27 protein-coding genes are annotated in these 25,705 nt (G+C 50.6%); 3 read left to right on the forward strand and 24 right to left on the reverse strand.

Translation table 11 applies throughout. The features are described 5' to 3' along the window. Positions 1–95: 95 nt before the first annotated feature. The 5 genes from MKZ24_RS24460 to MKZ24_RS24480 form a co-directional block, all read right to left on the reverse strand. Entirely contained in the window at positions 96–920 is an 825-nt protein-coding gene (locus MKZ24_RS24460) for a carbohydrate ABC transporter permease (RefSeq protein WP_042235465.1), read from the reverse strand. Beyond that, on the reverse strand, positions 913–1,809 hold the full coding sequence (locus tag MKZ24_RS24465; RefSeq protein ID WP_042235463.1) for a carbohydrate ABC transporter permease: 897 nt from the start codon (positions 1,807–1,809) through the stop codon (positions 913–915). Before MKZ24_RS24465 ends, MKZ24_RS24460 begins: the two co-directional genes overlap by 8 nt. Positions 1,810–1,922: 113 nt before the next feature. Then, complete coding sequence (locus MKZ24_RS24470; RefSeq protein ID WP_042235461.1) at positions 1,923–3,263, reverse strand: ABC transporter substrate-binding protein; 1,341 nt, start codon at positions 3,261–3,263, stop codon at positions 1,923–1,925. Between the two features lie 186 nt (positions 3,264–3,449). Beyond that, entirely contained in the window at positions 3,450–5,231 is a 1,782-nt protein-coding gene (locus MKZ24_RS24475) for a sensor histidine kinase (protein ID WP_340787651.1), read from the reverse strand. A 5-nt stretch (positions 5,232–5,236) separates the two neighbouring features. Beyond that, a complete protein-coding gene (locus MKZ24_RS24480) occupies positions 5,237–6,835 on the reverse strand; it encodes a response regulator transcription factor (protein WP_340787653.1) in 1,599 nt (532 codons plus the stop codon). Positions 6,836–7,028: 193 nt separating this feature from the next. Here MKZ24_RS24480 and MKZ24_RS24485 point away from each other — a divergent pair, with 193 nt between their 5' ends. After that, a complete protein-coding gene (locus MKZ24_RS24485) occupies positions 7,029–7,961 on the forward strand; it encodes a hypothetical protein (RefSeq protein ID WP_042235457.1) in 933 nt (310 codons plus the stop codon). 1 nt (position 7,962) lies between these two features. Here MKZ24_RS24485 and MKZ24_RS24490 read toward each other — a convergent pair whose 3' ends face one another. The 7 genes from MKZ24_RS24490 to MKZ24_RS24520 form a co-directional block, all read right to left on the reverse strand. Next, positions 7,963–8,406, reverse strand: coding sequence for a GNAT family N-acetyltransferase (locus tag MKZ24_RS24490; protein ID WP_042235456.1), 444 nt, complete (start codon positions 8,404–8,406; stop codon positions 7,963–7,965). Between the two features lie 37 nt (positions 8,407–8,443). After that, on the reverse strand, positions 8,444–9,013 hold the full coding sequence (locus tag MKZ24_RS24495) for a histidine phosphatase family protein (RefSeq protein ID WP_042235455.1): 570 nt from the start codon (positions 9,011–9,013) through the stop codon (positions 8,444–8,446). Between the two features lie 62 nt (positions 9,014–9,075). Next, positions 9,076–9,516 (reverse strand): hypothetical protein, encoded by a 441-nt coding sequence (locus tag MKZ24_RS24500; protein ID WP_042235454.1) that lies wholly within the window; start codon positions 9,514–9,516, stop codon positions 9,076–9,078. A 62-nt stretch (positions 9,517–9,578) separates the two neighbouring features. Further along, entirely contained in the window at positions 9,579–10,112 is a 534-nt protein-coding gene (locus tag MKZ24_RS24505) for an AAA family ATPase (protein WP_042235452.1), read from the reverse strand. A gap of 498 nt (positions 10,113–10,610) precedes the next feature. Continuing rightward, entirely contained in the window at positions 10,611–12,017 is a 1,407-nt protein-coding gene (locus tag MKZ24_RS24510; protein ID WP_340787660.1) for an NAD-dependent malic enzyme, read from the reverse strand. 75 nt (positions 12,018–12,092) lie between these two features. After that, positions 12,093–12,584, reverse strand: a complete 492-nt coding sequence (locus MKZ24_RS24515) for a hypothetical protein (protein WP_340787663.1) — start codon at positions 12,582–12,584, stop codon at positions 12,093–12,095. Between the two features lie 38 nt (positions 12,585–12,622). Next, positions 12,623–13,219 (reverse strand): TetR/AcrR family transcriptional regulator, encoded by a 597-nt coding sequence (locus MKZ24_RS24520; RefSeq protein WP_340787666.1) that lies wholly within the window; start codon positions 13,217–13,219, stop codon positions 12,623–12,625. 120 nt (positions 13,220–13,339) lie between these two features. Here MKZ24_RS24520 and MKZ24_RS24525 point away from each other — a divergent pair, with 120 nt between their 5' ends. After that, positions 13,340–14,332 (forward strand): acrylyl-CoA reductase family protein, encoded by a 993-nt coding sequence (locus MKZ24_RS24525; protein WP_340787669.1) that lies wholly within the window; start codon positions 13,340–13,342, stop codon positions 14,330–14,332. Between the two features lie 126 nt (positions 14,333–14,458). On the opposite strand, the gene MKZ24_RS24530 is transcribed toward MKZ24_RS24525, so the two are convergent. From MKZ24_RS24530 to MKZ24_RS24570, 9 genes are all read right to left on the reverse strand, one after another. Further along, positions 14,459–15,238: a cupin domain-containing protein gene (locus MKZ24_RS24530; RefSeq protein WP_445324173.1), complete on the reverse strand. Its 780-nt coding sequence runs from the start codon at positions 15,236–15,238 to the stop codon at positions 14,459–14,461. 137 nt (positions 15,239–15,375) lie between these two features. After that, positions 15,376–16,968 carry a sensor domain-containing diguanylate cyclase gene (locus tag MKZ24_RS24535; protein WP_340787676.1) on the reverse strand — a complete coding sequence of 531 codons (1,593 nt, stop codon included), beginning with the start codon at positions 16,966–16,968 and terminating at the stop codon, positions 15,376–15,378. 250 nt (positions 16,969–17,218) lie between these two features. Beyond that, on the reverse strand, positions 17,219–17,770 hold the full coding sequence (locus tag MKZ24_RS24540; RefSeq protein ID WP_340787678.1) for a YfiT family bacillithiol transferase: 552 nt from the start codon (positions 17,768–17,770) through the stop codon (positions 17,219–17,221). A gap of 22 nt (positions 17,771–17,792) precedes the next feature. Further along, on the reverse strand, positions 17,793–18,497 hold the full coding sequence (locus tag MKZ24_RS24545) for an HAD family hydrolase (RefSeq protein WP_340787681.1): 705 nt from the start codon (positions 18,495–18,497) through the stop codon (positions 17,793–17,795). Between the two features lie 19 nt (positions 18,498–18,516). Then, on the reverse strand, positions 18,517–20,142 hold the full coding sequence (locus MKZ24_RS24550; protein ID WP_340787684.1) for a glycoside hydrolase family 9 protein: 1,626 nt from the start codon (positions 20,140–20,142) through the stop codon (positions 18,517–18,519). Continuing rightward, a complete protein-coding gene (locus MKZ24_RS24555; RefSeq protein ID WP_340787686.1) occupies positions 20,135–20,992 on the reverse strand; it encodes a Cof-type HAD-IIB family hydrolase in 858 nt (285 codons plus the stop codon). The genes MKZ24_RS24550 and MKZ24_RS24555 overlap by 8 nt, the downstream gene beginning before the upstream one ends. Before the next feature lie 36 nt (positions 20,993–21,028). Continuing rightward, the gene (locus MKZ24_RS24560) at positions 21,029–21,769 is read right to left on the reverse strand and encodes a GTP pyrophosphokinase (RefSeq protein ID WP_042235434.1); all 741 of its coding nucleotides are present in this window, start codon (positions 21,767–21,769) and stop codon (positions 21,029–21,031) included. 199 nt (positions 21,770–21,968) lie between these two features. Beyond that, positions 21,969–23,003, reverse strand: a complete 1,035-nt coding sequence (locus MKZ24_RS24565; protein WP_042235432.1) for an HD-GYP domain-containing protein — start codon at positions 23,001–23,003, stop codon at positions 21,969–21,971. 153 nt (positions 23,004–23,156) lie between these two features. Next, on the reverse strand, positions 23,157–23,609 hold the full coding sequence (locus MKZ24_RS24570; protein ID WP_340787692.1) for a hypothetical protein: 453 nt from the start codon (positions 23,607–23,609) through the stop codon (positions 23,157–23,159). Between the two features lie 134 nt (positions 23,610–23,743). Here MKZ24_RS24570 and MKZ24_RS24575 point away from each other — a divergent pair, with 134 nt between their 5' ends. After that, positions 23,744–24,052: a Dabb family protein gene (locus MKZ24_RS24575; RefSeq protein WP_231637849.1), complete on the forward strand. Its 309-nt coding sequence runs from the start codon at positions 23,744–23,746 to the stop codon at positions 24,050–24,052. A gap of 6 nt (positions 24,053–24,058) precedes the next feature. Here MKZ24_RS24575 and lepB read toward each other — a convergent pair whose 3' ends face one another. From lepB to MKZ24_RS24590, 3 genes are read right to left on the reverse strand one after another with little or no spacing between them, the layout of a single operon-like run. After that, the gene (lepB, locus tag MKZ24_RS24580) at positions 24,059–24,556 is read right to left on the reverse strand and encodes a signal peptidase I (protein ID WP_340787695.1); all 498 of its coding nucleotides are present in this window, start codon (positions 24,554–24,556) and stop codon (positions 24,059–24,061) included. Positions 24,557–24,582: 26 nt separating this feature from the next. Beyond that, positions 24,583–24,984 (reverse strand): DUF4265 domain-containing protein, encoded by a 402-nt coding sequence (locus MKZ24_RS24585; RefSeq protein WP_160311794.1) that lies wholly within the window; start codon positions 24,982–24,984, stop codon positions 24,583–24,585. Between the two features lie 43 nt (positions 24,985–25,027). Beyond that, on the reverse strand, positions 25,028–25,612 hold the full coding sequence (locus MKZ24_RS24590; RefSeq protein ID WP_042235426.1) for a hypothetical protein: 585 nt from the start codon (positions 25,610–25,612) through the stop codon (positions 25,028–25,030). Between the last annotated feature and the right edge of the window lie 93 nt (positions 25,613–25,705).

A 25,705-nucleotide genomic window follows, 5' to 3' on the forward strand; every position in this document is an offset into this window, starting at 1 on the left:
ATAAGCGGCTAGAATCAAGAAATCTGGAGACAACAGCGGCCGGAAGTCCAAAATATCCACCCTAGCTACGCCCCGCCCCAAGTGAACTCTTCTGTTCATTTCACCGACCCGATCATCCCAGCCACAAACTGCTTCTGCATCAAAAAGAATACCAGCGCAGTCGGGATCGTGCCGATTACAATCGCGATCATAATCATGCCGTAGTCCGGGGCGTAGCCCGAACCGAGTGTCGAGATCAGGAGCGGCATCGTCTTCGTCTGCGGGGTCTGCAGCACGATCAGCGGCCAGAGATAATTGTTCCAGCTTGACATGAACGTGATGATTGCCCCCGCGGCGTAGGTCGTTTTCATGGTCGGCAGATAGATGCGCAGGAAGATGCCCAGCTCGCTGAGCCCATCCATCCGGCCGGCCTCCAGCAGCTCCTTCGGAAACATCTTCGTGCTCTGCCGGAAGAAGAAGATCAGGAAGGCCGTGGTCACCGTAGGCAGAATGACCGAAGTCATCGTATCAATGCCCATCCACGGGAACACATTCGAAATCTTGCCGAACATCCGGTACAGCGGAATCATCAGCGCGGCGAACGGAATCATCATCGACAACAGCAGGATGTTGAACACAACATCCTTCGAGCGGCTGCGGAAGACTTCGAAGCCATAACCGGCCAGCGAGGCAATCAGCAGCGCCAGCAGCGTTGTGGTTATCGAGATTTTAGCGGAATTGATCAAGGATAACTGCAGGTCTGTGGTATCCAGCAGCTTCTGGAAATTATCCAGCAGATGTGTTCCGGGCAGCAGCCGCCCGCGGGTGACGTCGACCGACTGGTTCGTGGAGCTGACCACCATCCATAAGAACGGGAAGATCGAGACAATGGCCGCGATGCTGAGGAACAGATACAAGAAGAAACGTTTACTCTTAGCCATTTTTATCACCTGCCACTTTGAACTGGATGACCGACAGCAGCGCAATCATAATCACGATGGAATACGATACGGTGGCTGCATAGCCGAAGTCCGCTGAATATTTGAACGACAAATTATAAATGTACTGGGAGATCGTCTGTGTTGCATTCCCCGGACCGCCCTTCGTAATATTCATGACCTCATCGAACAGCTGCAGGGTACCGATGGTGGATGTGATCGAGGTAAACAGGATGATCGGCTTCAGCAGCGGGACAGTAATTCCGAAGAATTGCCGCGATGCAGAAGCCCCATCAATTCTGGCGGCCTCGTAAATGGAATGATCAATATTTTGCAGAGCGGACAGGTAAAAGATCATATTGTACCCCGTCCAGCGCCAGGTGATCGCGATAATAATCGTAATTTTGGCCCAGAACGGATCGGTGATCCATTCAATCGGGGCACTGACCAGATGGAGCTTCAGCAGCATGGTATTCACCAGACCGTTACCAGCGAACAAATACTTGAACACTACAGAATAGGCAACCAGCGAGGTTACACAGGGCAGGAAGATCGCCGTCCGGAAAAACCCTTTGAACTTCAGCTTGCTGTCGTTCAGCAGCACTGAAATAAACAGTGCCAGCACAATCATCAGCGGCACTTGAACCAGCAGATAAATGAAGGTGTTTTTTACAGAAACGATAAAAGTCTTGTCAGACAGCAGCCGTGTATAGTTGTCGAATCCGGTGAAGGTAAGATTGCTGCCGGTTCCTGTCTGGAACGACAGAATCAGCGCCTGTAGCATCGGGTAGAAATAGAAGACGAAGATCAAAATGACCGCAAGCAGGACGAAGGACCATCCGGTCAATACGCTTTTGGTGCGGATACTAACGTTAGAATTTGTTTTTTTCACATCGGCCCAGCCCCTTCATGGTAAGAAATAATAAACCCCGGACGCTGCCCCGCCCTCCTGAAAGCCCGGAAGCCGCAGGCCACGCCCAAGGTTTACCTGTGTGCAAGACTCAGCTATTTAATCTGTGATTCAGCCTGGGCCTGGGCATCGCTCAGCACACTGTCAATGTCCTTGCCGTTCAGATAATTCTGCATCTCTACAATGAGGATGTCTTCAATGGCGTAGGTGTTGATGCCGTAATTGACACTTGGAATCTGCTCTGTCCAGGCGGCGAAATCCGATACAATCTTCTGGCCGCTGAAGAATTCATTGGCCTGGGTGTAAGCTTCTCCGCCTGCAGCCGCTTTGAAGGTACCGATTACACCGATGTCCGTGAGCAGCTTCTGATACATTTCCACATTAGAGCCGAAGGTCTTGGCCATGAAGTCAGCTGCTGTTTCCTTGCCGTCCACATTCATCACATACCATGAGCTTCCGCCAAGATTCGAGGCATGAACCGATTCATTCGCAGTCAGCTTGGGAAGCGGTGCGATCCCCCATTTGCCGGATTGTGTGGCTTCAGCTGTGATCGATGGAGTGATCCAGTTGCCTGTCGGTACCGAAGCGACGTCCCCGCTGTTCAGCGCAGCTACGAACTGGCTCCAGTCTGCATGCACCTTAGCCACATTGGATTCCATAATTTGTTTATAGATTTCAAATGCTTCCTTCAGCGGCGCATTGCCGGCAATATTCGGCGTCTTGCCGTCTTCCTTCAGATACCATTCACCGGCGGATTGAATCATCACACGGATCAGTCCAAGGTCGTTCGGGTCCAGAGTAATCAGCGCCTTGCCGGTCTTCTCTTTCACGGCTTTGCCGATTTCAATATATTTGTTCCAGTCAATATCCTGCAGATCAGACAGCTTATAGCCTGCCTGCTCCAGATAATCGGTTCTGGCATAGAGTCCGGTTACGCCGGAGTCAAAAGGAATTCCGTACTGCTTGCCGTCCAGGCTGGTCGGACCGCTTTTGTAATCCGCGAAGTCAGAGCCTTTGATCGAGCCGCTCAGGTCGTAGAAGGAATCCTTATACGATTGCAGGAAGCTCTGGGAACGGTAGTCCTCAATCAGCACGATATTCGGCAGGCCTTTGGTTGTTCCAGAGTTCAGCCCTGTGTTCAGCTTTTGGATAATATCAGCCTGTGCATATTCTACAATGTTGATTTTTACATCAGGGTTGGTTTTGGCATATTCCGCTTTGGCCACTTCCAGTGCGGCAATATTGAATGCAGGGTCCCAGGCCCAAATTGTAATTTCTTTTGCATGGGCAGGTTCTGTGGTTGCTGTGTTTCCAGATGTTCCGTTGTCCGCAGCTGCATTCCCTGTGTTCTTGGAGCCGGAGCCCGAGTTCGAATTGGAGCTGCAGGCAGTAAGCAAAAGCAGGCAAATCAGCAATAACGCAATGCCTTTTTTCATTTGTAATCCTCCCCTTTAATGCGCTTTTATGAGTCCGCTTTAATGTAAGCGCTTATTTATTACATAAGTAATCTTATCATCCGCGTAAGAGGAGCCGTTAGAACTTACTTTATAGGGATTTGTCATTTTATCGCCTTATTGTAAGCGCTACCTATCTGCAATTTGTTCTTTTTTTAGATATTTGTATTATTTTTGTCCCCTCAGGAGCGGCAAGCGTATTTTAATAGCTGTCCCCTCACCAGGGACGCTTTTAATAGTAATTCCGTACTCTTCGCCGTACATCAGCACCAGCCGGTCATGCACATTCTTGATCCCAATCCCGGTGAACAGCTGGCGCTTGCTCGCAGGCCCGGACATGTAGAGATCGGCTTCTCCGGTATCCATACCGTCTCCATTGTCGACAACCTCACAGACCAGGGAACCGGCATCCTGGGAGATGAGGATATGAATATATCCCCCGCTTTTCTTCGTAAACGCATGAAAAAAAGCATTCTCAATAAACGGCTGAATGATCAGCTTCGGCAGATGGAAGTCCATACAGTCCGGTGAGATGAAGAAATTCACTCTGATCCGTTCCCCGTAGCGCACATGGTTGATAAACACATAGGACTTCAGATTCTCCAGCTCCTGCGCTACCGTGATGCTCTCACTGACGTTACTCAGCGCATTCTGCAGCATCGAGATCAGGGCATGAATCGTGTGAACCGCCTTCTCTTGGCTGCCCTGCTGCACCAGGAAGTTGACCGAGGCCAGCGTATTATACAGAAAATGCGGGTTAATCTGATGCTGCAGGGCGGCCAGTTCGGCATTCCTCTGTTCTTTCTGTGTCTCGACCAGCTTCTCTACATAATCATTCAGCTCATCAAGCATATAGTTATAGGCATGTCCCAGCTCCTGAAATTCAAAGCTGCCGGTTACCGTGATGTAATTATGGAAGTTCCGCTGGGTAATCTTGGACATCTGCCGGGTTAGCAAGGTTAGCGACCGGGTTAGCCTTCTGAAGATCAGGAACACCACGATCAGGGCCACGATGACGATGGCTGAGCAGATCAGCACCACCATCTTACCGTTGACCATCTGGCCGAGAGCTGTCTTTTTATCAATCAGATTCACAATATAGAAGTCATAGGAAGACAGATAATCCGCAATCAGAATGGAATCTGTGCCGCGGAAATCAACATTTTTGTAATCCAGCTGCTTCTCTTCAATCTCCTTGGCAACCTGCAGTAAATCCTCCGCCTGCTGGCCCATCAGATCACTGCGGTTGCTCGAGACAATGACGCCATCCCTGTTCAGAATCGCGACATCATTCCCGGTGCTGACAAAGCTTGCATAGAAGGGGCGGAAATCCTTCTCATGAATGGTAAAATACAAGGTTCCGTAAATATCGCCCGTTGTGCGTTCCATGAGTGCTTTGCTGGCTACGATCACAGCCTCTTTCTGCGGGGAATCCTTACTGCTCTCCTCATAGAACTGGTACATCAGCCGTTTCGGCTCAGCCAGTGTATTCCTGGTCAGCTCATGCTGCTGCAGCTCCTGGTCACTCATCAGCAGATTGTTCGTATTGGTGGAATAGCTGCGTCCGTTTTTGCCCATGATTTTGATCCCGACCTGGTAGGAGTCCAGAGTAGACTGGATTTTCTTCATCTGGGTCGTCATATTGTAATAAGTCCGCAGCACCCGCAGGGAATTCGAGTCCTCTTCCGTCAGGAAGCTCTTAATGGTGCCGCTCAGCTGTGTGTTGTTGGTGGCTGTAACGATGGAATAATGAAACGATTCGAAGCTCGCCTTAATCTGGCTGATCACCTTGGTATTCGTAATGCTGAAGGTGTTCATGAACAGCTTCTCCGACATGCGGACCGTGGTCCATGAAGAAGCGATGGCTACAGCAATAATGCTGATTAGCATCACGATGAATATTTTGATGAACAGGCTGTGGAATTTGAAACGATCCCAATATCTGCGCATAGGCTCTACTCCTGTCCGTAATGCTGACGTCTGTAAGCGCTCGGGGACAAGCCGGTATATTTCTTGAACACTTTGCAAAAATAGCTGTGATCCCCATATCCGACCATGCTGCTAATCTCGGAAATCGGTGCCTCGCCTGCCCGCAGCAATTCCGCCGCCTTGCCTGTACGGATCGTATTGAGATGCTCCTTGAATCCCTCCTGGTTATAGGTCGTGAACAGACTGGACAGGTAAGAAGGGTTGAAATGAAAATGACGGGCCAGCTCCGTAAGACTCAGCGGCTCGGTGTAGTGCTCCTCCATATACTGGAGCAGCTTGGCCATATTGGCATTGCTCCCTGGTGTCAGCGCTGCCGATGAGGTCAGCTCCATGACCCGGGCAAGAAAATGTTCGAGAATCCGCACGGCCCCATCCGCTGAGCCCGCTTCATCTATGGCCCGGAACAGCCCGTATTTCCCTTCCTCCAGCTCTCCCAGATGGCTGAACTGATTCGTCACATTGAAGATCATATTGCCGAGGAAGGACTTGAACTGAAACACATCCCCGTCATATTGCCGGCTTAGCGCATCGACATGCTGATGCAGATCGCCGAACGCCTCCTCCAGCTGCTGGCGCTTCAGCTGCTCCGTGAACTGGGTCAGGTTGAATTTCGGCAGCTGGGCTTCCCGCTGCGGCAGCTCATCGTGTACCAGCAGTACCTGATCTGGCAAAAAGAAGCGGTACTGCCGCAGCTTCAGAACACTCTGCTGATAGACCGCTGCCACCTCGCTGAGCGAACCGAAGGCCCGGCTCAGGGTCAGGCGCAGCTCAGGCTCTTGTCCGGCCAAGGCGTGGGCCAGCTTATTCACAGCCTGCAAGAGCGCCGGCCACTGCTCTTCTTGCAGGTTGACCAGCAGCAGTGCCGCATTCGGCTCGCCGCCAGGGATGATGCACTGCATCAGTCCTGGAACATTCCGTTCCAGTTCCCCGGTTACAGCTGCGGTGATGGCTGTCAATGCGTCTGCGTCATTGTCTGCGTTATCGGCACCGGTAACACCGGCTGGTCCGGTTCGCCCGGTCTCCCAGCCGAAGAAGCTGAAGCAGTCCTGCGGAAGCTGCTGCTTCACGAACTCCTCCCCCTCAGGCTGCAGCCGGTAGCCTGAGATCAACCGGCTAAGCAGGGCATCCAGCCGCTGGGGTGCCGCTTCCGGCTGAACTCCAGCCGCGGTGGCACCCAGCCCCGGGATACGTTCCCGGGTCTTCTGCAGCACCTGCAGCAGCGAACCGGCTTCCAGCTTCGGCTTCAGAATATAATCGGCCACCCCATTCTGGAACGTGGAGCGCACATAATGAAATTCACTGAAGCTGCTCAGCACGATTACCTCTGTAGCCGGATAATCCCGCTTCACTAGGCGTGTTAATTCCTCGCCGTCCATTACCGGCATCACAATATCGGTAATGATGATATGCGGCTGCAGGGTCTGCAGCGAATTCAGCGCTTCCTGCCCGTTGGCCGCTTCACCTACAATCTGAAATCCTTCGTGTTCCCAGTCCAGCACATATTTAATCCCCTGCCGGACCAGAATTTCATCGTCCACAATCAGCACTTTGCATATTTGATTCACAGTTGTCCCCCGCCTTCTGTAGTCATGACCACTGGTCCGCCACTCATGAAGGGATTATAAAGCGCTGTCATCGGGATGGTCAAACGGAATATTTGGAAGGGGGAGGCGAAGAAGGAGTTATTTATGAAGGGAAGTCGGATTTTTGCAATACAAATACTATGTTAGACTATAAGATATTTACGAGGTGATTGTTGTGAAAAAACTATGGATACATGATTTCAATGACATTAAGGCCTGGATTTATCGTAATGCAAGAGCACTTGATCTGACTCTGTTTCAGTATCATTTTGAAAATGGAACTAAAGAACCTGTTCTTGCGGCCCTATCGCATTATCAGAATAACGACGGCGGTTATGGAAATGGCATTGATCCTGATAACTGGAACCCTCATTCCACCCCGTATAATGCCCAGATTGTGATCAAAATGCTGAGACAGATAGATTTCACGGATGTATCTCACCCCATATACAAGGGTATATTCCGGTATCTTGAGAACACAGAGCATATTACGGAAGAGGGCTGGATGTTTACAATTCCATCGAATAATGACTATCCTCATGGTGTCTGGTGGGATTATAATGCTGGGACAAATACTTATCAGAGTATTGGAACTACTGCAAGCCTATCCGGCTTCATTCTTCGTTATGGAGACAGCAAGTCACACTTGTATACAATGGCTTTATCCTACAGCGGAATTCTTATTGAAAAACTGAAATCAACAACGGAGTACGGAGATATGGGGGTTAGTGGTTATTGTGATTTGCTTGAGGATATTGAAGGTGCAGGATTAACAGAGCAATTTGACTATGAATTCCTGTGTAAGCAAATCCCCTGCTTGGTTGGTGAGAAAATACGTAACGAAACCGGTAATTTTATGGCGAACCCTCTTGAGTTTGTTCAGTCGCGGGCAAGCAGATTTTATGAAGCGAACAAGCAAGAGGTCCATGCGGCACTTGATACATTAATAGACCAAAAACCCGAAAGCGGCGTTTGGTCTATTCCTTGGGAATGGTACAACAACAGCAGGTACCCTGAAGCATTTGCCATCAGCGAGAACTGGTGGAAATCATGTAAAACCATTGAAAAGCTTTTGCAGCTAAGAGCTTTTGGGCGGTTGGCTGATTAGCCTAATGCGAGCTCAAATGCTTACGGTAGCCCTCCACCGGCTCTTCTTTGTAGCCCATCTTCTCATAGAAGACATGCGCTTCCTTCCGCTTCTCTCCCGACACGAAGATAATATAGTAGCAGTCCCGCTCGTGGGCGATGTCTTCGAGGGCAGTCATCAGTTTTTTGCCAATGCCCTGCCGGCGAGCTCGCGAAGAGACCACTACATTCTCAATCACCATGAACGGGCGGCAATCCCCAACGAGGTCCTGGCAGACGATCCCCATCATAGAGCCCAGCAATTCCCCGTCTACAAAAGCACCCAATAATACATACCGGCTATCCTCCCGGATGGACCGGAATGCCGTCTCCAGCTTCACCGGATCTGTCGGTCCGCCAATCAGTTCTTCGTACAGCGTGTTTAGTGCTTCCAGCGATTCAATGCCGATTTCTTCGATCGTTACCATAGTATGTATGACCCGCTTTCATATATTTGTGAATCCTTTAGTTCTTCTCATACAGATATAATTGCCCATTGCGCGGAAAAAACATCCGTTCTGCCTTATAGCCCCTACGCCGGAGTTCCCGGTCAAGCACCTTCATGAACGCTCCATGGCTGACGATCAACACACGTCCTTCCGGTGCAGCTGCTTCAGCTTCTGCCGCTAGAGAATCTATTACCATCTGGGCACGCTGCAGAACAGCCGCTTTGCTCTCCGGTTGAGAGGGATGACCGGCAGTCCAGGACAAACGTCCAAGCGCAAGCCAGCAGGATACAGGCAGGCGCAATCCGCTTAGCTTGAATTTACCTAACTGCAGGGCTGCTATATCAATTTCTCTTAGCTGCTCTGTATATACGAACTCTTGAGCATCAAAATAACTTGCCGTATGTAACGCTCTCGCCTGATCACTGCACAGACAAATATCCCATTTTTGTAAGCTGCTCATAGGTACAGGCTGCTGAATAGGCGCAGTCTCATATTCCTTAATCCATTGATTGAACTGTTCCCCGGTCAGCCAGGTCCGCTCCGGCTTGTGCTGCACTCTGAAATGCCTAACCAGCCCTAAGCTCATTCCTCCGTAACCCTCTCTTTAATCATCTTGGGCAGCCTCTCCTAATCAGTGACAACATTGCCCTACTTAGCATTTATGAGTTCAAATTCCTCACTGTGACCGTCCCATTCCACATTTACTTTAATGACGGAATCCTCCCACTCAAATGCACCGGTTCCATTCCCTCCTGAGTGCAACATGTCGAGCCTAACGGGTCCTTCCTGAGTCCGACTGCCACCGCCGCTTATCCCTTTATAGCTGTATTTGAACTGTTTGATCTCTCCGAGGTCTGACTGTTCACCTTTGTAATGAAGATCGAATGTATACCGTTTGCTGGATACGGAATCCTTCACGCGGTCATTTTTGATGATCAGCTTCTGGCTTGCTGTCTGCTCATATACAGCCGACCAGGTTTCACCCTCGCCTTTAAAAGTATAATTGAAATGAGTAGTTTCCGTATTGCAGGACGTAAGCAGCATAAGCATGACTCCGGGAAGCAGCAGCGCACGCATGATCTTCTTCATGTTTAGCCCTCTTTTCCATAGCTTATATTGTGAAAAAAAGCCTGATCCGGTCATGCCGGGAATTACCGGGACATATGGTGCAGTACAGCCGCCACCCGTTCTTCCACGGACATATCTCCTTCCAAACGCATAACATCACAATTCAGCCCGGCCATCCATTCCTCATGCAGCGCCCGGCTCCGGACCTCCGGTCCAGCCGTATCATAGAGCGCCGCCCACTCCATGAAGGTCTCGACATCCTCATATTTGCTTCCCCCAGGCAGACCCGCATCGCCATAGCGCTGATATTCCCTCGCCCGTAAGCGTTCCAGCCGGAGCTGTTCAGGTATCCACAGGAAAATCACCAGATCAAACGTATCGCGCAGCCCGTCTCCCCATCCGCAGACTGCACCCGACAGAATCCACGGCTCCTGTTGCTCCAAATCGGCCCGCAATCTGCTTAGACGCGCTGCAACCGGAGTTTGCTTACTATATTTCTGCTCCCAAAAATAATCGTCACTGTCCAGATGAACATGCGGAAGCCTTGCCGCGAGCGCCTTGCCAAGTGTGGTAGTCCCCGATCCGGAAGCTCCCATAATATGAATTTTGCGGTTCATAGCGCCTCCCGAATAATTGAATAGATGTTTTCAATTGTATATTCTACCATGCTTTAATTGGATGTGGATAGTCTGATAACACCTGATTCCTTTCTAAAATCAGATCGTAATTACAACCGCATAATAGTTGGATAATTGTATCTTAATTTGGAACTTTCAATGCATCTTAACTAATTAGTTGGATATACGTTATTTAATTCCACGTCTTTCCTCCACTTTGATCTATTTGCAGCCTAGTAAGTGCTGATTATCCAACTGTTGCCTGGCGAGGGCTCCTCCGTTCATGAGCAAGTGGAGAAAATCCAACTATTCCCTGCCTCTCGCCTCCTCCGCCAAACCCTTGGCAATTCTATTCCGTTATCTTAGTCTCTCAGCGGAGTGATACATTTTATTAATAATGCATAATTACCCAGATTGCAAAAAGCCGCAAGCCATAGTGGCCGCAGCTTCATTTGCCTTGCCAGTATTCAAGTCGCTGTCCGGGTTAGCCCTCTCCGCTCAGCTGATGTCCGGCGGAATACGCCGCGCTATGCCGGTAGCGATGGCTGCCTGGATAACAGCAAGACGTACCTGCTCCACTACCTTTTCGTTAAAAATACTCGGAATAATGTACTGCTCATTCCGCTCATCCGGATGGACAACTGCAGCGATGGCCTGTGCTGCGGCCAGCTTCATCTCCAGGTTCACGGTCTTCGCCCGGCAGTCCAGCGCTCCGCGGAAAATCCCCGGGAAACAGAGCACGTTATTAATCTGGTTCGGATAATCGCTTCTTCCGGTGGCCAGCACGCGGACAAAAGGCTCAGCCAGCTCCGGTTCAATCTCCGGAATGGGGTTAGCCATAGCAAACACAATGCTGTCCGGCGCCATGGTCTGCAGATGCTTCACTTGAAGAATCCCTCCGCCGGAGACGCCGATGAATACATCCGCCCCGCGCATCGCTTCGTCAAGACCTCCGCTCACATTCTCCGGATTCGTTGCCTTGGCCAGCCAGCTCCATTCGGAATTGGTGTAGGTTTCGTCCCGGTTCAGAATCCCTGCCCGGTCCACAGCATAGATCTGCTTCGCCCCTGCCGCCAGCAGCAGACGGCAGATCGACACGCCTGCCGCACCGATGCCGACGACAACAATTCTGCAATCGGCTATAACCTTATCCACCACGTGGAGCGCATTAAGCAGACCCGCCAACGCAACCACCGCTGTTCCGTGCTGATCATCATGGAAGACCGGAATATCCAGCTCGGCTGACAGCCGCCGCTCAATCTCGAAGCAGCGCGGAGAGCTGATATCCTCCAGATTAATTCCGCCGAAGCCCGGAACAACCGCTTTCACAATCCGGATGATTTCATCCGGGTCCTTCGTGTCCAGACACAGCGGAAAAGCATCAATATCCGCCAGCTGCTTGAACAGCATGGCCTTCCCTTCCATCACTGGCATCGCGGCCTCCGGTCCGATATCGCCAAGACCGAGCACTGCGGTGCCGTCGGTGACGACAGCTACCGTATTTCTTTTCATCGTCAGCGAATAGGCCTTTGCGGGATCTTCGGCAATCGCCATACAGACACGGGCCACACCAGGTGTGTAGACCAGGGACAGATCCTCCCGGTTCTTGATCGGCATTTTCGGAGTAATCTCAATTTTGCCGCCGAGATGGGCCAGGAAGGTCCGGTCGGAGACGTTAATGACTTTTATACCCGGCATATTTCTTAGCACACTTATAATCTCTTCATTGGCCGCATCCTGCACATTTACTGTAAGATCACGGGTTGTTACGTCCTTGCCGCCACGGATGACGTCTATCGCCACGATATCGCCGCCCGCAGACGCAAGCCTTGCTGCCACATCCCCGAAAGACGCTTCAGCCTTGCGGATCTCCAGCCGGATAATCATCGTTGTTGCAATTGACATAGAATATGCCTCCCTCATCAGACGAATCTAAGTCCAATATACTACAGTTCACAGATTGTACATAATAATTCCTACTCAATCCGGAACTTCCCAGTTCTCCGCAAGCTTTAGCAGCTTGTCTGCCGCAGCATCTCCATCTTCTCCCAGTACTTTGGCTTCAATATAGTAAGTTACAAGATCATCCTCTGCGTGCTTGCCGGGACGCTGAATACACAGCCAATAATAAATAACCTCAGGAGCAGGAAATACAGCACTCCCTCCCTGTGTGAACTTGATCAGCTGCCCTTCTCCCACCGGAATCGTGACCGGTTTCTTCCACAAGATCTCCGAATGATTATAGATACTGATGTAGCCGTCTGGTTGGCTCTGCTTGCCTAAACTAAGCTCCATTTCATCCACAATCACTACCCCGTCACCCTGCAGATATTGTACGGGTGTCCCTTCGCTAATCCGCAGTCTGCTGTGACCATGAGAGAATCCGGTGCCGTATAGCCAATACAACACTCCCCCGCCAAGAACAAGACAGACCACAGCTATAAGTACGATTTTCCGCCATTTTCTCCCCAAATGCTATCAACCTTCCCCTGTTTTCTGTATACTCCCCTCTACACACTGAGCACCTTCATAATTGCCGTGTAACAGGAATCCTTGAACACCTCATGCAGCTCGTCCTTATCGGCCATCAGCCACTGGATCAGGCAGCCGTCAATAATCGCCCGGATCACCGGGGCAGTCTTCTCTGGCGACAGCTCTTTGGAGAATATCCCTTCCTGCTGGCCCAGCGTCAGCACCTCCGTACTGATTCCCGCACAGCTGTCATAGAAACGCTGATTAATCTCCCGGTACACCGGAATACGGCTGGCCCGCGCCAGGAAATCCAGATAGACTCGGTAAAAGGCACGGTTCTGCGCCGGACCGGGAAACGCAGACCCGATGTATGCCGTCAGCTTCCCCGTTGCGGTATGCTGTTCCCCCACAGCGGACTGCTCCTTGGCAGATATTCTGCCGGTCAGCCATTCCAGAAGTTCAACCAGCACCGCTTCCTTGCTCTCGAAATAATAATGGACGACACCCTTGCTGACCTCCGCATGATCAGCGATCATCTGCAGGGTTACAGCATCGTAGCCCTGCTCGGACAATGCCCGAAATGCAGCGTGCAGGATCTGCTTGCGCTTCTCTTCAGATTTCTTGTAACGTACCATAAGACCTCCGCGAATAAAGAGTAATGTGTATTATATCACAGTCAATAAAAAGTTGACCGGTCAGAATAAATATTATATAACAGATGTACAAATAGAGTTCGGTTAAGGAGAATATAAGATATGACTAACCTTTTTCAAGCTTTAGTGGTAGATAAGACTGACACTTTCTCTGTAGAGGTCAAGCCGCTGTCACTCGAAGACCTGCCGTCCGGTGAAGTCCTAATTAAGGTAGCCTACTCCAGTGTAAACTATAAAGATGGATTAGCGGGCATCCCGAATGGCAACATTGTGCGAAATTATCCGTTTGTCCCCGGGATTGATCTGTCTGGGACTGTGGTCTCTTCTACAGACAGCCGTTTCCAGGAAGGCCAGTCCGTTATTGCCACCAGCTATGGCATCGGCGTATCGCACTTCGGCGGCTTCAGTGAATATGCACGTATTCCGGCGGATTGGGTTATTCCCTTGCCGGAGAGCTTAAATTTGCGGGAAGCGATGATCTACGGAACGGCCGGATTCACAGCTGCAATGTCTATTGAAGCACTGGAAGCTCACGGACTAACTCCGGATAATGGAAAAGTGCTCGTCACCGGTGCAACCGGAGGTGTCGGAGGTGCTGCTGTGGCCATTCTGGCTAAGCAAGGGTACCAGGTAACGGCCAGTACCGGCAGAATTGATGAAGCCAGATATCTGCAGACCTTAGGCGCAGCCGAAGTGATCTCCCGTGAGGATGTGGCCGGCAGTGCAGTTAAGCCGCTCGATAAGCAGCTCTGGCAGGCTGCTGTAGATTCCGTCGGAGGCCCCCCTCTAGCGGCTGTACTAAGCAAAATCACATACGGCGGCGCAGTTGCCGCAAGCGGATTAACAGCAGGCACCGCCGTTCCCACAACGGTATTGCCGTTCATCCTGCGCGGAGTCAGCCTGCTGGGCATCGATTCCGTCTCCTGCCCTTCCGAGAAACGGGCGAAGCTGTGGCAACGTATGGGCCTTGACATGAAGCCTGCCGTGCTGGAGGAGCTGGTGGACCGCGAGATTAGCCTGAAGGAGCTGCCTGCTGCACTCGAAGATATTTTGAAGTCGAATACACGGGGCCGCGTGCTTGTCCGCCTGTCCTAAGTCCCAAAACCCCAAAATTCCCCGGCGATGCTCCTGGTTAATTTTTCAGTTCAATCAATATACCATGACGGCAGTGAATTCTGATTTCTCAGAATTCACTACCGTCTTATTTCATTCCCTGTTCTATTATTCGATTCCCGCTTCATTTACGGCATTTCCCGCATTCGGATCGAACTGGACATACGGATGCTGGCGGTAAGGCTGGGCATACGGCTGGGTATAGTAGCCATGGACCGGCATAGGCTGGTATCCAAAAGCTTGCGGAGCCGGCTGATAACTATAAGGCGCCATATTTGCAATTGCCATCATCGGAGCCATATTGGCATGAGCCATATGGGTTCCTTTCATATTCCCGGCAGCGGCTTGCGAGGGATCGCAGCAATCTGCTGGCGGGCCAATGAAGGTCTGGGGCTTAACGGGAGCCAGCGCTTCCTTAACCAGTGCTTCATTTAAACAGTACGTATGCGCCAGGACATTGGCCGGTGTCTTGCTCAGAATATCCGAACCCAGAACGACTTCCGGCGTCGGTGCATTGAAGATAGCCAGCAGATGGGTACAATCCGTCGTTGCCACTTCATAATGCCACCAGCCTTGCGGCACATTGGCTACCTGGCCCGGTGATATGGGGAAATGCAGCAGCTCATTTGTGAACGGGTTGATCAGAGATACCACTGCACAGCCGGATATACAATACACCAGCTCTGCAGCATTTTGATGATAATGCGGTTCTACCACATTGGATTTGCTGAGAAATATATCCAGCAGCGAGGTGTTCTCCAGGGTGTTCAAGTTTTTGATACCGAGCACGTTGATATAATTGCAATCATCCTTTTTAAACAACGTGTTGCCATTCATATCAAAGGTAAACTGTGTATTAGGTGACGTGTAGTCCATATAAGAGGTCACGCGAATCCTTCCTTTCATCGGGGCCGTTTTTTATCGTTCTGAGGTAGGATATGTATCCGCCCAGGCCCAGGTGACGATTAATTTCAGCTGCAGAGAGGAACCTAAAAAGCATCCCCTGATGGAGATGCTCCTTTTCCCTATTCACGGGCAATCACAGTGCGGTTCCGGCCGGTATGCTTTGCAGTATATAAAGCTTCATCCGCTTTCCCCAGTAGCTCTTCGCGCGTGCGGCCATTCGTAGGATAATGGGCTATCCCTTGGGAAGAGGTCACTTGCATCGGCAAGGGGACCTTGCTTTTCTCAAGCGTCTGACGGATTCGTTCGGCCACATTGTAGGCATCCTCGGGTCTGGTCCGCGGGAGCAGCAGCACAAATTCCTCTCCCCCATAACGGGCACACACATCACCCGGGCGGATATTTGCGGTTAGAACATCGGCGACCTGCCTCAGCACCTCATCCCCGGCCAGATGCCCGTAGGTATCGTTAACAAACTTAAATTTATCCACATCCAGTACGATCACGGAAAAAGGCACCCGGGCGGCAATCCATTGGCTTATGCTAAGATCCAGGGCTCTCCGGTTAGTAAGACCTGTCAGCAGATCCGTCATGGCCTCCTGGGTTAACTGGTTGGTCTGCTTCTGGATATCCGTCCAGGCAATGACCACCGCTTTGGTCAGCAGATCCACCTCCCGGTTCCAGTGAGGCTTCAGATCAGGAAGCTCAACATTCTCTTTGCCGATACGGTTTACCAGATCAGCAAGCACCACAAACGGCTTCGCCAGCCGGTGCGCCAGCACAAATACGCACAGCAGCAATAATATAAATGGAATAATCGTATACGAAAGTGTTTTTCGCAGATGTACCAAAAGCTCTTTCTGAATTGCACTCACCGGGGACACGACAACAACACCCCAGCCATTGGCTGGAACCGCCGAATAGCCGGCAAGCATCGGCACTCCTCTCATATTGAGCGCTTGAACTTCGCCGCTCTTCCCTTCCATCAGCTGCTGCACAACCACATTCTCGCTGATATCCAGATTTATCCGCTCCTTATCGGGATGAAACAGTACATGACCCTCCGAGCTGACAATATAATAATACGATCCGGTCTGATCGATAACATTGCTCCCGAATATCATGTTCAAGATATTGACATCATGAAGATAGATCGTGCCTCCGAGCAGTCCAAGATACTGCTTGTGTTTGTTATAGAGCGGCTCGCTCATAAATATAAGCATCCTGCCGGTCGTAGATCCTTTATACGGTGCAGACAGGTAGGGGGTCTGCAGGGCAAGCGCTTCCTGGGCTGGTGGAGAAATAAGCTGACTCCCAACCATTCCCAACGAGGCTGGTGAGTTATTGAGCACCTTCCCCTCAGCATCCACCCGGATAATTGAATTGAAATAATTGCTGCTGTTACGCATCAACTCAAGATATTCATCTATAACTTCAGGCTGCGCAGCCTCCATGCCGGAGATTGTGTACGCATCGTAAATCAGGCTGCTGCGCATCGATCGAAAGAGTGAATCCAATGTCTTACTCATTCTGTCCGCATTGGAATAATTCAAATTAAGTGTGGTTGCCATCAGGGATTTCTTCTTAGATTGGTAAGACCCGGCAAGCAGGATCGTTGTAGTGAGCAGAAACACCATAGTCACCAGGGCCATTAAGAGCAGAGTAAGACTGATTTTCCTCTTTGGTTTATGTTCCGCTCCCTTTGATATAGGCATTTCCTAACCTCCATGTCTGCCTGAGCCCGTATTGTTTAATTATATACGATTAAGAAATGGAGCACACGCCCATTTTACATTCCATTTTTTGTCCAAAAGGTACCTGATTCCATTGCTGAAAAAACGTCCAGGTCAGCAGGGAGTAGATTTCATTAGAATACCGTATGATGCAGAGATAATGAACAACTGAAAAAGAGCAGACGGAAGGGTATGTCCCAATTTCGTCTGCTCTTGATTGAAAGAATATGATTTACCAGCTGTTACGCTGGATTAATGAAGTAATCTGGGCCAGGTGATGGCGGCTATGCCAGATATATCTTTGAATTGCGGCATCCAGCGTCAACGTGCCCAGTCCGGCACTTACGAAGCTTCGATCATAATCACCCGGTTTCAGTGAGGTAAGCAGAGTTGCGAATCTCCGGTTAAGCAGCTCCACCAGCTGAAGAGAGGACTCCGCCGGTTCATCCGTATAATCGCTCTGCTCCGCCCACAGATCCTGTCTGTAGCTCGGAACCTGCGGGGCTTCTTCTGTCAGACCCCGCTTGAACCGCAGATAGGCATACATGCCGGTATCCGCCAGATGATGCACGACCTGACTCACTGTCCAGCCGCCCGGACGGTAAGGCGTGTCTAGCTGCTCCTCCGTTAGCGGCCCTACAGCCTCCCTAAGTTCAGCCGCCAGCTGCTTCATGATCCGTATGGATTCTTGCCGTGCTTCTTCCGTGCGGTTCTCCACAGCTGTGAATTTCCCGATCGGATACTTCAGTAACTCCAGGTCCTGCTCTGTCAGTTTGTGGTTCATTTCCCTCACGGCCCCTTCACTATTAATCAATGGATATCGGACTACTCTCTTTTGATATAAATTCATAGACTTCATCCAGGGTACCCACTGTATAATCCGGCTTCACCCCATGCTTCCAGGTGAGTTGCTCCCGGTTGATCCAGCAGGACCTGATTCCTGCCCGGGCTGCTCCCAGCACATCTGATGCCGAGTCTCCGATATGGAGAATCTGCTCCGGCTCCACACCATAATGGGCTATAACCTCAGTGAACATCCGGTTATGACTGTCATTCTTATAAGACTGATACCTTTCGGAAGTGAATAAAGAGATAGGATAACTCCGGTAGAAGTCAGGAAGCATAAGCTCATCGGTATCACTGACAATGCAGACCTGATATTCCCCGCAAATCCGCTGTAAAAAGGCTTCGGTGTCCGCATACATTTCGGACAGCCGGTGCTGGGCAAACAGGTTATCTACAGCCTGCAAACAGTCATAGTCCATGCCATGCTGCAGGAACACTTGCTGAAACCCTCTGCTGTATATTTCTTTGCTGCTGATGAAGCTGCCCGCCTCCCGGGCTTTGGTTGCTGCGGCGAAATAGTGGCTAAGCAGCTGGCTGCCCAGCTCCCGGGACTTGTCTTCGCTGAAATTCTGCTTAAGGATCGGCTTCCAGACTTCTGCCCGCCTCCCCTGAATATTCACCAGAGTCTGGAACATATCCAGACTAATAACCTTAAATGTCTGCATGGACCGTCTCCTCTTCTAATCAGGAATTGAACCTTGCCGTCACGAACACCGCCGGTGAATTCCAGTAAATGGTGACCTCATTCGTCGAGTAGCTGTCTTCATGATCAACGAAACATTGGGCTGCCGGTTTGCCTTGTAAGTGCTCCTGCACATATTCATCATGCAGTCCGCGGTCAGGTCCCCCTGAGACCAGACCCGGAACGGGTTCTGCTATGTTGTCTCCCACAGATGGGCGGTGATGCGGATGCATGACCGCGTGTTCACCGAAGCCGGTCACGTAGCTGATGCCCAGGACATTGCGTCCGAGCAGATAATGCAAATGATCCAGTGCACAAGCCGCATATTCAGTCTCCCCGCTGAAATGCTCCGCAACCAGCAGCAGCATGGCATTATTCAGGACCAGCATGTTGCTGCCCCAGATATAATCCTCTTCCCGCAGCGAGATTCTGTAACCATCCTCCCGGCTCTGCCGGAGGAGGCGAGCGGCTTCAGCCACCAGCCCTTCCTTCAGCTCCGCATACAGAGAGGCCACAGCTTGCTCTTCACCGTTCAACAGGTAAGCCAATGTGCCATAGCCGCCCATATCCGCCCAGCCGAGGCCGTATTTCGGGAATGGATGCTTCACCAATTCTCTCGCTGCGCTATGGTATTGCTCACCGCCTGTAGTCCGGAACAGCTCCGCCGCTGCCCAGAAGCGCTCGTCGCGATCTTCCTCATCACCGTATTCCCCGGTCGTAATGCCCGGCGGATTAGTGAAGCCCGGCTCCGCCGGATGTGCCTCCAGCCAGTTCCAGGCCGCCGCTGCAGCTTCCAGACACCGGGCGGCATACGTTTCATCGAATGGCTTATAGATCCGTGCCGCCATCGCCATCACACCGGCGAAGTCACCTGTAGCCGCAGCGGACACCGGGGAGAAGTACAGCTCCGCCGTATCCGCTTCCGGCATCACATCAAGCCCCGGAAAGTTCTGTGTGGTCAGCTTGTGATACACAGCACCGCTGCCGCTCTCCTGCATTTTGAACAACCAGTCCAGCTCCACTTTACATTCCAGCAGTACATCCGGCATCACGCCGTCACTCTCCGGCAGCGTACGTGCACCGGCAAATGCCGCAGGATACAGCTCCCAGGCCAGCAGCAGATCGGCAACCGCCTTGGCTCCGGGCCCTGAATATTTCCCGTAATCACCTGCATCATGCCAGCCTCCACAGCTATCCAGCTTCAGCTCCGGCCGGCCGATTACGGTCCCTGCTGCCAGATGACAGGCTTCATGTCCCCAAGGACCGGCATATTCTCCGCTCAGCTCTACTCCGCAGCGGTAAAAATAGAAGGCTTTTAATAAACCCTGCTGCAGCTCCTGGTAAGGCTTGTCTGCAATCACAAACGCAGCCGAGGCCTGTCCATCCTCACCTTCAATACGGTACATCCCCGTAGCCGTTACTGCGGAGAACTCACCGGTGTGCACACGGCTTCCGCTTGGCTTATCCTCCACTCCCTCCCCTGTCTGTCCGGTGAATACAATGCTTCCAGTCTGAAGATCAATTACCCGGAAACGGGACCCCTCTCCGGTAAATAGGGCAAGCTTCTCTCCTGCACTCGAATAACCTGCCTGGTTCACTGTAATGGTACGAAGACACTGTTCACTCACCCGTCATCTCTCCCTTGTTCATAGTTTCTGCCAGAAACACTGCAACACCGTTCTCATTATTGGATGCGGTAATCCGATGTGCGACAGCTTTGAGTTCCTCATGGGCATTCTCCACCGCGACACTTGTTCCCGCTGCGGCAAACAGGCCCAGATCATTCAAATGGTCACCGAAGACAACGATATCCTCTGTATCCAGCCCCATATGCTGTGCCCATAGCTTCAGCCCCTGGCTTTTATTCGCATCCGGATGGCTGAATTCCAGGAAATAATGATCTTTTATGTATATATCCTTCATGAAATGAATATGTACCTCTGAACCGAAGCGGTCAAGCACTTTCTGATGCAGCGGGGCCAACTCCTCCAAACGTCCAATGTAAGTTATCACCAACGTCCGGTGATCTGCCGGACATTCAAGCCGCTTCACCTCACGGAAACGTACATCATTCATCCGGGACTTGTAGAATTCCACATCTCCGGTCCGGATAGGCGCTTCATACAGCACCCGCTCGCCGTCCGCTGCATCCAGCAGGAAATGAAACGGTGTAAGTTCAAATTCCCGTCCAATGTCAATGATTTCCCCGGAAATAATGGAATCCAGCCAGTAACCGGTAATCACTTTGTGCGTCATGCTGTCATAGATAAGTGCCCCATTATAAAGAATAAGCGGATATTTCCAGGAAATATCCGCTACTACGCTGTCTGCACTGATGAACCCTCTCGCAGTAGCGAAGCTGATTATCATCCCCTGTTCCATCGCTTCCGTTAGTACCCGCACTGTGTAAGCAGAGAGTTTTTGTTCCGAGTTCAGCAGGGTTCCATCCAGATCCGTAACATAGGCCTTTCTGTGCATGAGTCTATCACCCTCCATCTTCCGCTTGTCATCCGGCTATTCCCCTAATAGCTTAATGAAGTTGGCAGGCAGGTTAAACTGCTGATTATTGAGGATAATCTCCCGCAGTCCAGAGAAGGAATCCTCGTCCTCCTGGGCATCCTTGATCTCCTGAATCTCACGGTGCAGCCGCTCCATCTGCAGATCGAGTGCATTCGCTTTGTCTGCCGCATTCTTGAGTTCAAGGGTCAGATGCTCAGGGACCGCCTGACTGTATTTATAGAAAATTTTATGCTCCAGACTGGCCCAGAAGTCCATCGCAATCGTACGGATCTGTACCTCTACACAGACATGCTCCTGACAGTCAGACATAAATACCGGAACCTCTATGAGCAGATGCAGACTCTGGTAACCGTTCGGCTTCGGGTTCTTGATATAATCCTTGACCGCCAGCACCTTGAGATCGTCCTGCTTCTGCAGCATGGCACTGACATGATAGATATCTGAAATGAACGAGCAGGTGATGCGCAGCCCGGCAATATCCTTAATGCTGGCTCTAATTTGCTGGAGTGACAGCTCGCTGTTCTTGCGCAGCATTTTATTCATAATACTCTCTGGGGATTTAATCCGCGACTTGGTGTGCTCGATCGGACTGTAGTCGTGAAGCAGCTGAAATTCCTCTTTGAGAATCTCAATCTTGGTCTCCATTTCAGCGAGGGCGAATTTGTATATCATCATAAACCGGGTAAGCTCATATTTAATCTGCTTGAATTTCTCTAACTGATTGTCGGCATTCATTGTAATTTCTCCTTTATGCTGCTGCACAGAATTGCTATAGTAATCTCTCATTAATCATAGCCAATCTATTCCCGGAATACAAACCGGCAAGCTTATACCTTCTTCTAGTTGCGCAAAAAACGGATATACTATCCCGGGGGACGGTATATCCGTTCATAAGAACCGTGTGCTCTCCAGAGAGAGCCGCTTATCCGGCATATCAGTTAAAAACTTCATCCACAGACAGGCTGCGCTCACGCGACAAATCTCTGAAGCCCTCATCTACTTTAACCAGCGGCTTGAAGAGATCCAGCGGATTATTCATTACGATCATGCCCATTTCACCGTTGCTGAGCTGGACATTCTTGCCTACAAAGCTTGGCAGCAAATGTCCGGTAAGTGCCTGCACAACCGTCTCGTTCAACTTACCAAAGCCCATTTCATGCACCTTGCGCAGCACGGTAACCAGCCCCTGCTTGGGACGGTTCATAGTGGAAGTGGTCAGAGACATATAGATGTTAGCCACAGATACGATTTGAGTGAACGGGTGAATCTCATTCTTGCGCAGCCTCTTCGGATATCCTGAACCATCCTCATATTCATGATGCTGCAGTGCCACAAGCGCTGTTACCTCGTCCATATTGGAGCCGCGGATCAGATCATAGCCATAGGAAGTATGACGCGCGAGTTCATCCCGTTCGGAATCCGTCAGCAATCCGTGTTTGTTCAGAATAGACAACGGCACCTGGCTCTTGCCGATATCATGCAAATAACCTGCACGGCTGATCTGGTAACGCTCCTCCTTGGAGTAGCCCATCCAGGAAGCAATGTAATAGGACAGCAGTCCAACCTGCAAAGAATGGTGATATGTATCGATGTCATCGCGGTCCAGCAGGAGCAACAGGGAGACTACATCCTTTTGTCCGGACAGTGTTTCCAGAAGCGGCTTCAGTGTATTATCGACCATGGAGTGCGAGAACTTCCCGTCCCTCAATGCTTCCAGAAAAATCGTTTCATAATTCAGAATGGCGTGATCGAAATCATCATGCAAACCATGACTTTGCTCTTCTTCACTGCCCGTATGCAGTATACTGCGCGGCTCAATATCCACATAATGAATTTTGTGCCGGATGAGGATACTGATCTCCTCCCGTTCAACATGCGTCCCCTTGGGGAGAACATGCAGACCTACACCGTTGAAAGTGTCTGTCATAAGACAATCGCCGTGTTTGAGATCCGTGACATGTACTTTCAAGTTTCAGCACCCCTTTAGTTTATAGGAATATTCCGTTATGCTCCACTTGATCATAGTCAATAGATCCCAAAGTAACAATCCGGTGAAAGTCACAATCTGCCCTTAATCTAGTTCAAATGAATCCCTGTCTTTAGCCGCCTTTCCATTAAATATTCACATCCACTTCACAAATCTCTTATATTTCAGCTTGATTCCGTTGGCTTCCGTCCAGTTCATCAGTCTTTTCATGTCCTGCTCCCGGTCTTCTATGAACCTGAAGCACAGATTAACCGGGACAATCCTTTTGCCTTCGGGCAATATTCCTACTAACGGACCATCTATGTATATTGCCTTAATCTCCTTGCCGGAGTAACTCCGGTTGCGAACTGTAAGTGCATCTGTCCCCCACTTCAGCCTGCCGGCCTTCCGCAAAGCGTTGATTAGAATGAACAGAAAGGCCAAGAGGCTGGCACTTAACCAGAACACCCGGAAATAGTAGATATACGGATGCCTCTCTACGTTGGTTATGGGAGTTAGAGCCACGAGCAGCCCCGGGAGAAGGATGCCTATCAATGTCCGAAGGGACATTGGGGCCTTGATTTTGCTGTCGGTGGAGTATTCAGGCATTGTTTTCCCCTTTCTATTGAAAAAATTTATAGTATAATCTCGTTATGCTTACAAAACGATGCTTATGCTTCCGAAGTCAGTTTTGACGAAGTGATCTCAGGGAGCTTATGCTTACTAAACTTTTAGGAGGATCAATGATGTACGAGCATCTGGTAGCGTTCCAATTCAATGAGCATTTCAAGCCGGGCAGTGAAGAAGGCCTGATCGCAGTACTGCTGGGGCTGAAGGATCAAATTCCGGGAATTGTGGAGATTACGGCAGGAGTTAACATGACAGAGGAAACGGAGAATATCCACGGCTATACGCTGGGGCTTCGCGTAACCTTTACAGATCAGGAAGCCCTGCGTCAATACGGGCCGCATCCGGCGCACCGTGCGTTTGTTGCAAGGCTGGAGGGGATTCTGGAGAATGTCGTCGTGGTAGATTACCCGGTTCGCCCGTAGCCTTTCTCAGAAAAGGTTATTCACATCAAACAGCACTTTACCAATCAGTTTGTCTTTGTCTACAAACGGAGTACTCCATAAATGAGCGTCAAAGCTGACATTCCGGTTATCGCCAAGGAAGAAATAGTGGTCTGCGGGAACGGTGACCGGTCCGAAGGTGTAGGTCATCGCTTCCTGGAGATACGGCTCGTCAACCGCCTCATTATTACGGTACAGGGTACCGTCCTTAATCTCAATCTCATCTCCCGGCAGCCCAATCAGCCGTTTCACATATCTTTTATGCTCATCTCCGGCTACCGGGGGATAGAACACAACAATGTCCCCATGCTTCAGCGAAGAGTTCCAGAGCATTTTGTCCACAACCAGGCGGTCGTTAATCTCAATGGTCGGAATCATGGAGCCGGTGGGTACTCTCATCGCTTCAGCCACGTAAGTCCGGATAAATAGGGATAGAATAATGCCAATTGCAATACTGGGCACCCATTGTCTCAAGAATTTCTTCATAATATTGCCACCTCGAATTAGTATAATTAGGCTTCAAAACGTCCGATAATCCGTGACATTTCCAGCTCTGCATCCACAGCAGAATGTTTAGGCAGATGAATTACAAGCAAACCGCCGAAAATCTGCTCCCATCTCCCCTCGTGCTCCGTAACCCGTTCTGTGAAACTGCGGATCTCCTGCGAAGCAGCCGCTTCTTTGCTAAGCAGCCAGGCATACCTGACGAACCCGGATTTCTGCACCGTTTCTACATAATAGGCAATGCCCTCTTGTTCTCTCACCCGGATGATGTCACCAAGAGCAATCCCCGGGTTAAAAATAGGCGTTTCTTCAATCCGGTATTTGTCCCTGGCAACCGGAGTCACATCCAGAACCTCAATCTCACGGCCACGCTCATCAAAGCAAATATGTAATCCTACTGTTCCAGGCAATGCATACACCCCAGTTCTGCTTCTGCAAAGATAAGAATTACAGCTAACAATACTCCTCTAAAAGCGTTATCCACCATTGCTTGTTCACCAGATACTTATAACCGGGCGGCAGCAGAAGATAACCATGGACCGGCTTCACGGGTTCCTTAATACCATAGACCAGATCAATCCGGAGTGTGAAGGTGCTAATGCTTCTGCCTGTCTGCACCTCAAACTCGTTAATATAATTATAGATGTCCGGCGCAGCCTCCCAGAAGCGCATAGCGGTCTGGCCCCCCACCTCCATCTCCCACCATTCTATAAAAGCAGGCCAAAGTCCGGCACAAGTCTGCCGCAGTGCCAAATCGGCCACAGTCTCAAACCCCGGAGGCTGATGCAGAAGCGGATGTTTCCCCGCCAGGATGCAATCCGTTTTATAACGTACCAGCTCCAGCCACCACTGTTCATAAGCCAACTTCAGCGAATCGGAGTCCGGAAGACCCGGGTCAAAGCCGGAAGCAGGCCACACATGCTGCCCTCCAGGTCCGCGCAATGCCCCGACTGAACAGCCTACATACGATGCGAAGTTCAACCCGTAATCTCCGCCAATGCTGATATGCCATTGATTAGCTCCATTCAGCTCATGCATGACCATTCTCCTCCGTTCAAGTTCAACCTCTGATCTTCCGGACAATTCCGGCATAAGCGCCATAGCTAAACTGTAAGGGAAATTCCGGCAGAA

This window comes from Paenibacillus sp. FSL R7-0297, assembly GCF_038009025.1.
GTDB lineage: Bacteria > Bacillota > Bacilli > Paenibacillales > Paenibacillaceae > Paenibacillus_AQ.